The sequence below is a fragment of the Henriciella sp. genome, from assembly GCF_049649345.1.
Taxonomy (GTDB): Bacteria; Pseudomonadota; Alphaproteobacteria; order Caulobacterales; family Hyphomonadaceae; genus Henriciella.
Map to the genome: position 1 here is coordinate 1 of NZ_JBARZC010000376.1, position 7,368 is coordinate 7,368.

The 7,368-nt window shown below is 59.9% G+C and carries 6 protein-coding genes; 3 read left to right on the plus strand and 3 right to left on the minus strand.

Annotated elements, in window-relative coordinates; all coding sequences use genetic code 11:
- Window positions 1–2,510 (plus strand): M1 family metallopeptidase (locus WA989_RS10280; protein ID WP_424340405.1); only part of this gene is annotated, 2,510 nt, incomplete at its 5' end.
- Here WA989_RS10280 and WA989_RS10285 read toward each other — a convergent pair.
- Window positions 2,459–3,679: a CaiB/BaiF CoA transferase family protein gene (locus WA989_RS10285; protein ID WP_424340406.1), complete on the minus strand. Its 1,221-nt coding sequence runs from the start codon at window positions 3,677–3,679 to the stop codon at window positions 2,459–2,461. The two genes, WA989_RS10280 and WA989_RS10285, sit on opposite strands and share 52 nt — an antisense overlap.
- A 114-nt stretch (window positions 3,680–3,793) precedes the next feature.
- Here WA989_RS10285 and WA989_RS10290 point away from each other — a divergent pair, with 114 nt between their 5' ends.
- Window positions 3,794–4,963 (plus strand): DUF2336 domain-containing protein, encoded by a 1,170-nt coding sequence (locus tag WA989_RS10290; RefSeq protein ID WP_424340407.1) that lies wholly within the window; start codon window positions 3,794–3,796, stop codon window positions 4,961–4,963.
- A gap of 9 nt (window positions 4,964–4,972) precedes the next feature.
- Here WA989_RS10290 and WA989_RS10295 read toward each other — a convergent pair whose 3' ends face one another.
- Window positions 4,973–5,659 carry a hypothetical protein gene (locus WA989_RS10295; protein WP_424340408.1) on the minus strand — a complete coding sequence of 229 codons (687 nt, stop codon included), beginning with the start codon at window positions 5,657–5,659 and terminating at the stop codon, window positions 4,973–4,975.
- A 119-nt stretch (window positions 5,660–5,778) separates the two neighbouring features.
- On the opposite strand from WA989_RS10295, the gene WA989_RS10300 reads away from it, so the two are divergent.
- Window positions 5,779–6,591, plus strand: a complete 813-nt coding sequence (locus WA989_RS10300; RefSeq protein WP_424340409.1) for an NUDIX hydrolase — start codon at window positions 5,779–5,781, stop codon at window positions 6,589–6,591.
- Here the strand turns inward: WA989_RS10300 and WA989_RS10305 are convergent.
- On the minus strand, window positions 6,588–7,368 hold a 781-nt coding region (locus tag WA989_RS10305), incomplete at its 5' end, for an amidohydrolase family protein (protein ID WP_424340410.1). The two genes, WA989_RS10300 and WA989_RS10305, sit on opposite strands and share 4 nt — an antisense overlap.

A 7,368-nucleotide genomic window follows, 5' to 3' on the forward strand; every position in this document is an offset into this window, starting at 1 on the left:
TTCGTGACCTCAACGTGGCGCGACAGGGCTTTGAGACAGCACCAGGCGGCTGGCGCGACGTGCTCGATTCCGGTGTGGCATGGGTATCGTTTCCCCGCCGCATGGGAGCCGGGGAGGTCGAGATCGAGATCAGGTACCGCGCACCATTCGACACAAATCTGGCTGGCCTCTTCAAGGTGGTCGAGCAGGGCGACGCCTATGCGCTCGCCAAGTCTGAAAGCATTCAGGCGCGCCGCTTCATGCCAGGCTTTGATGAGCCGCGATACAAGGCCGCTTTCGAAATAACGCTTACCGTGCCGGAAGACGACATCGCAATCGCAAATACGCCGGTGATTGAACAGGCCGCGTCCGAACCGGGCTACAAGACCCTCAGCTTTGATCGCACGCGGCCCCTGCCGACCTATCTATTGTCGCTGGCTGTCGGTCCCTTTGACGAGGTCCATGCCCCGTCTCTGCTGGCCAATGACATTCGAGATACTGCCATCCCGCTCAGAGGCTATACGAGGCGGGATAAAGGCGACGAGATCAGCTATGCGCTTATGATGACAGAGCCGATGGTCGAGTTTTTTGAGCAGGCCCTCCAGGTGCCGTACCCTTACGAAAAGCTCGACATTATCGCCGCCCCGCAATGGCCAAGTGGCGCAACAGAACTGGCCGCAGCGATCACCTATCGTGAAAGCCGGATCCTCTACGGCCCGTCCAGCGGTCCAGCTGCGCGCCGCAGCCTGCTCAACATTCATAGCCATGAGATCGCCCATATGTGGTTCGGCGATCTTGTGACGCCGCCCTGGTGGGATGATCTCTGGCTGAAAGAGGCGTTTTCCAGCTGGGCGACCGGCATCGTCCTGTCGGAGCTTGAGCCTGAGGGCGGGTTTGAGCTAGATGCGATTGCTGAAAGTCTCAGCGCCATGTCGCTCGATAGCCTGAACAGTGCGCGCGCCGTCCGCGAGCCGATTCTGCTCAATGAAGACATCAGAAACGCCTATGACTCGATCACTTACGACAAAGGGCTCGCCGTCATCGCCATGGTCGACGGCTATTTCGGCGCTGAGACCTTCCGCCCGGCGCTTGGCCGCTACATTGAGCGCTTTGCCGACGATGTGGCCGATAGCCGTGACTTCTTCGACGTGATTGGCCAGGAGACCGACGAGCCCGATCTGACAAGAGCGTTCAGGAGCTTCGTGGAGCAATCCGGCCTGCCGCACATCGATGCAAAGCTGGACTGCAGCGAAGACCAGGCCCCTGTCATCGATATTGCGCAAAGCCGCTACATCCCGCTCGGCAGCCCGATCGAGGAGACGCGTCGCTGGACGATTCCCTTCTGCCTCGTCGCTGGCTTTGAGGACGGAACAGTCCGCCAGTGCGACATGGTAACCGCCGCGCGAACTGAAATCGTGCTGGAAGAGGCGGGATCCTGTCCCAAATGGTTTATCCCGAATGCGGGCGGACTGGGATATTGGCGGTTCGACCTTGATGCGCCGCAATGGGCCACGCTTGCAGTTCATTTTTCAGAGCTTGAAGGCGGCGAGGCGCTGGTTGCAGTTGATAGTGCGCGGGCGGCTTTCGAAGCAGGGGCCAATTCGCTCGCCTCAACCATGGCTCTCGTCAATGCCGCTTCGCGCCGCCCGGAACGGCAGGTGGTGGGCGAAACCGTGTCGGCCTATGCGTCTCTGTTACAGTTCCTGGGCGAGGACGAGCAGGCACGCGCCGGGTATCAGGCGGAAATCGTCCGTGTTTTCAGGCCCGTGCTTGAACGCCTGGCTGAGGCTGAAGACGATAATAGCCGCATCCTGATGTCACGCCTTGAATCGTTTCTGGCCCGCTATGGAAAGGACGCCGAGCTCAGGGATGGATTCACCCATGCGGCGAGAGCCTATCTCGGCATGCCGGCCGAACCGGACGTCAGACAATTGTCGAGCGATGATTTTTCCACAGCGCTTGCGCTCGCGATCCAGGATGGCGGGCGGGAGGTCTATGAGCCGCTACTTGTCTCGGTGGATGAGATCGACGACCCCATGTTCGAGCGAGCCGCTGCCTACGCGATTGGCCAGAATACCGATCCTGCGCTCAATATAGACATTCTCGAACTGGCGCTGTCAGGCAATGTCGGGTCCCGCGAAGCCTACACCATTGTGTCAGGCCAGATGGGCCGGCCGGAAACGCGTGCGGCGACCTGGCATTGGCTGCGCAGCAACTTCCCTGCATTCATCCGCGTCATTCCCGGACAGCGGCCAAGATCGACACCGCGCCTCGCGTCGAACCTTTGCTATCCTGAAGCGACTGGCGAAGTTGAACGCCTGTTTGAACGCTACGGCACCATCGCTCCGGGTCATGAACGCGCGCTTGCCGAAACGCTCGAGAATATCCAGCTCTGTGTCGCGCTGCGGGCTGCGAAGGGCAGGGAAGTCAGGCGTTATTTTGCGCAACTGCAGCCCCCACCGGCTGAGGCTGAACCTGATCAGGCGGACTCCATCGCGCCGGACGCGACAACGCCTGAGCCCAACAACTGATCGATTTCGCTTTCGTCTTTGCCGAGCGATAGCAGGACGTCGCGCGTGTGCTGTCCGTAGCCGGGTGCGGGGCCCTTCGGGCCGTCATCAGCGCCGGGAAACCGGACCGGAGACGCAGGTGAAGCGAAGCTCGAGCCATCCCCTGCAGAAGAGGGCACTTGAACGATCCCGCCTGCCGCCTTGACCTGAGGATCGGCAGCCGCTTCGGCCAGGGTCTGCACCGGCGACCAGGCGATAGAGTTTTCATCGAGGCGTCTGGCGGCTTCTTCCTTTGTCATCGATCCAAAACCGGCATCGAGAATATCGACGCAGTCCACGCTGTTGGCGCGTCGGCCCTTCGCCGTGTTGAACCGCTCATCATCGATCAGGTCTTCGCGGCCGATCGTCTTGCAGATCGGCCCCCAGTCGGATTCGCCCTGGCGCGCGACGATGCACAGCCAGTGGTCATCGCTGGTCTTGAAGAAGTTCATGATCGGTACGGTCTGCTTGTGGCGGGCCTTGGTCGAGCCGAGACGTCCGAAAAAGAGCTGGATCGCGAAGTCAGAGCCGACCGTGAAGAGGGCAGTGCGCAGGAGCGAGGCCTCGACAAGTCGCCCCTTGCCGGTGCGCGAGGCTTCAACCAGACCGGCGCATATGCCGGCAGCAGCGGCAATGCTGGTTGTGTGGTCGCCATAGGCGGTCCGGCACGGGAAGGGCTCGCCGCCTTTCGGTATGGTCGTGTGGGCAAGCCCGGAGCGCGCCCAGAAACTTGCGATGTCGAAACCCGGCTTGTCGGCGTCCGGTCCGTCGAGCCCATAGCCGGTAAGGCTGCAATAGACGAGTTTGGGGTTCGCTTCCTTCAGACTGTCATAGTCGAGGCCGGAGCGTGCCAGCCCGCCGGGCCGCACATTTGTCAGAAAGACATCTGCTGTCTCGGCCAGTTCGCGCAGGATCGCATTGCCTTCATCGGTGCGCGTGTCGATGGCGATCGACTTCTTCCCGCGATTATCAAAATCGAAGACAGGATTGTCCTGGATATCGGTTCCGAGTGTCCTGAAGAATTTGCGGATCGGATCGCCGCCCGGCGGCTCGACCTTGATCACTTCGGCGCCCCAGTCGCTCAGAATGCTTCCAGCCCCCGGGGCGGCCATATAGGTGGCGTATTCTATGACGCGGAGACCTTCTAGCATTGCTGCATCCTCACTTTGTTTTCCGGGCGAATTCCCCGATTGGTAAACCGGAAATTAACCGACGCGACTCAATTGTCAGCATTTGAGTATGGGGCACAAGGGAAGGCTTTTCACATGAGTATCGCGAGCATGCGGCCGCATCTCTCTGAATCAGACATTGAGAGGCTGATGAAAGGCGAGAGCTCAGAAGAGCGCGCAAGCATCGCTCACAAGCTTTGCCGGCGAATTGCGACCGACACGCTGACCGAGAGCGAGCGGGCATATGCCGAAGAGATCATCGAAATCCTTTCGGCTGATACGGCAGACCTGGTTCGCAGAACGCTCGCCGTGGCGCTCCGCAACTCGCCGCGGTTGCCGCGTGACGTCGCCCTGAAACTTGCGCAGGATATTGAATCCGTGGCGCTCCCGGTCCTCGAATACTCGCCGAGCTTTACCGATGAAGACCTGATTGAGCTTGTCCTGGCTGTGACCGCTACAAAACAGTCTGCCATTGCCGCGCGGTCGCGCGTCAATTCAGAGCTTTGCGAAGTCATCACAGAGCATGGCGCATCAGAAGCGGTCGTGACACTTGCCCAGAACAAGGGAGCGAGCTGGACGAACAAGGCCTTCGACGCTTCGATCACGCGCTTTTCAGACAATGATGCGCTGAAGGCGGCTATCGTGAAGCGAGAGCACATTCCGGTTCACATCGCGGAAAAGCTCGTTTCACTCGTCTCGGGACAGGTGTTTGACCTTCTTGTAAACCGGCATGAATTGCCGGCTCAGGTTGCCATCGATCTCGCGGCAGGCGCGCGCGAACGCGCGACAATCGATCTGGTCGAACAGGCCGACCGGACCCATGACATGCCGCGCTTTGTCCATCAGCTTGATCTCAATGGCCGTCTGTCTCACTCGCTCATCATGCGGGCGCTTTGCGTAGGCCATATGAGCTTTGTGGAACATGCGCTGGCGGAGCTCTCAGGCGTACCGCATAGCCGCGTCTGGCTGATGATCCATGATGCTGGGCCGAGAGGACTTGCTGCTGTATTCGACCGCTCTGGTTTGCCAAGGAAGCTGCTTCCCGCTTTCAAGGCGGCGGTCAGTGTCTACCATGAGACCGAACTTGATGGTGGGCCTAATGACAAGGCGCGCTTCAGGTCCCGGATGATTGAACGGGTTCTGACCCAGTTCCAGGCCATTCCAAAGGACGACCTCGATTACCTTCTCGAGAAGCTTGATATCTATTCCGAACAGGCCGCATCCGACGAGGATGAAGACGGCGGACGCCTGGTTCGGGTCAGCTAGAGCCCAGGCTCAGGCGTCTGCGCGCGGACGCACGCCAAGCTCGATCCCGAGTTCGGCAAGCTCTTCGCCATCGCGATAATTCGCGTTCTCTGCAATCACCGCCATGCCGCAGGCGACTGCAGCTTCGACGCGGCCCATCAGGTCTTCATGGTTACAGATTTGCCGGGCATCCACACGCACGCAATCGAGCATCAGGCGAAGACCCGTGTCGAGCGGCGTGCACCAGGACCGGGTCGCATTGATCCCGACGCGGAAGCCCCGGCGGCGCAGCGCTTCGATGCTTTTTACAATGTCGTCGCGGGACTGGGCGAGCGCTGCATCCTCAACTTCGATACAGATCTCCTGCGGGCAGATTTTGCTGCGCGCAGCCGCGGCATCGCAGGCCATAGGCGTATCGGGATGCATCATCGCGGCAATCGGCGCCTGAATCAGGATCGGGCGGGCAGTTGCCTCGTCCCTGTAGGCAGCCTGCGCCGCAAGCTCGACTTCATGGGCAAGCCAGAGGGCAGGGCTGATGCGTTCTGCGATCAGCCCTGACATGCCGAAAGACACACGCTCTTCGTAGCGCTTCGGTGTTTCGGCAATCAGATTGACAATGTCACCTTTGACCAGGTGAACCACCGGCTCAAAACGGAGCGGCGCAACAGACGAAGCTTTCGGGCTTGTTTGTTCGGCGCGCGTTCTAAGCTGTTGCATGGCTGACCTGTCTCTGTGAATGTCGATGAAGAAAGCAATACATCCAGCAGGTTGAGATCACGCGCACAGATGCGGTTCGATTTGTTTTAAATTTTCCGGAAATCTGGAGGACAGGAAATTTGACCGATACTGCCGCCGAACCGATCCTGTCAGCAACGATACTCCTGCTACAGGACGACCCCGATCTTCAGGTCCTGATGGTGAAGCGTCACTACCAGATAGACTTTGCCGCGGGCGCGCTGGTCTTTCCGGGCGGCAAGGCGAATGAGGAAGATGGCTCGGACGCGTGGGACGATCTGGCAGATGGCGACTATTCAGGCGCTGAGCGCGTCGCAAGGATCGCTGCGGTGCGCGAAGCCTATGAAGAAAGCGGCATCATTTTGGCCCGACCCAAACAGGCCAGAGGCGAAGGCGCTCCCGTGGTTGGAGCCGACATGGCTGACACGCTCGATCCGTTCCGGGCCGCAGTGGACAGGCGCGACATGAGCTTTGTCGAGCTGATCCGCGATAATGACCTGGTATTGGCTCTCGATACGCTGGTGCACTTCGGCCATTGGATAACGCCAAGCATGATGCCGAAGCGTTTTGATACGCACTTCTATCTCGCGCCGACGCCGCCGCAGCAGCTTGCTTCCCATGACGGCCGGGAGACCACCGATGCGGTGTGGCTAACTCCGGCAGAGGCTTTGGATATGGCCGAGGCAGGCAAGGCGACAATCATCTTTCCGACCCGGATGAATTTGGGAAAGCTGGACGAAACTCCGAGCGTCTCCGATGCGGTGAAGCGGTTCTCTCAGGAAAGCGTCGTGACGGTCCTACCTGTGGTGGGAAAGGACAAGGATGGCAATCCATGCCTGCACATTCCTGCCGAAGCCGGTTATGTGCAGACCATCGAACCGCTCGAAAAGATTGCCAATGTCGCCAAGCGCTAACGCTTGTAGGCAAGCGGCCGTTCGCTTTCATCGAGCGATATGTACCTGTCGCGCAGCTTGGTCTGGCGGCTTTCCAGCGATTGCTCGATCCCGTCGATAAAAATCTGCGTCGGCGCGCTCATGACCTCAAGCGGATCGCCGTCCCAGACGACGAGGTCGCCTGCGCTGCCAGTCCGCAGCGAGCCATAATTCGGAACACCGAAGATTTCGGCAGGCGCTGAGGTGATGGCCCGCAGCGCAGCGCTATGTTCAACGCCATTGGCCACAGCATTCCCGGCCGTTTGCAGAATGAGCCGGGTCTGGTGGCTGTCATCTCCCATATGGGCAAATGCCGTTGTCACACCGGCTTCGATGAGACGTTCGGCATTATGCTGGGTCGAGCCTAGAGACTGGAAGCTCGAAGGCAGATTAGCGAAGGGGTCGATAATGACCGGGATCTCTGCTTCTGCGAGATCGTCGGCAACCATCCACGCTTCCTGCGCGCCGACAATTGCAATATTCAGGTTTGTGTTCTCTTCCTTCAGCGCAATCAGCTGGCGAATATCGCTGGCCCGGCTGGCGGCAACCAGCATGAGCTGTGAGCCACGGGCCGCCGCGCTGAAGGCCTGGGCATCCACACGGTTGAGGGCATCACCCTCATTGCTGGTAATGAAGCGCGCCGGATAGGTCCTGGCATCGACGAGAGCCGCTCGGAGCGTCGCCCAGGCAGACGCCCTTGATCCTCCCGACAGGCCAGCCCCGCCTTCACCGAGATTGACGAAAGTGAAGGCTTTTTCC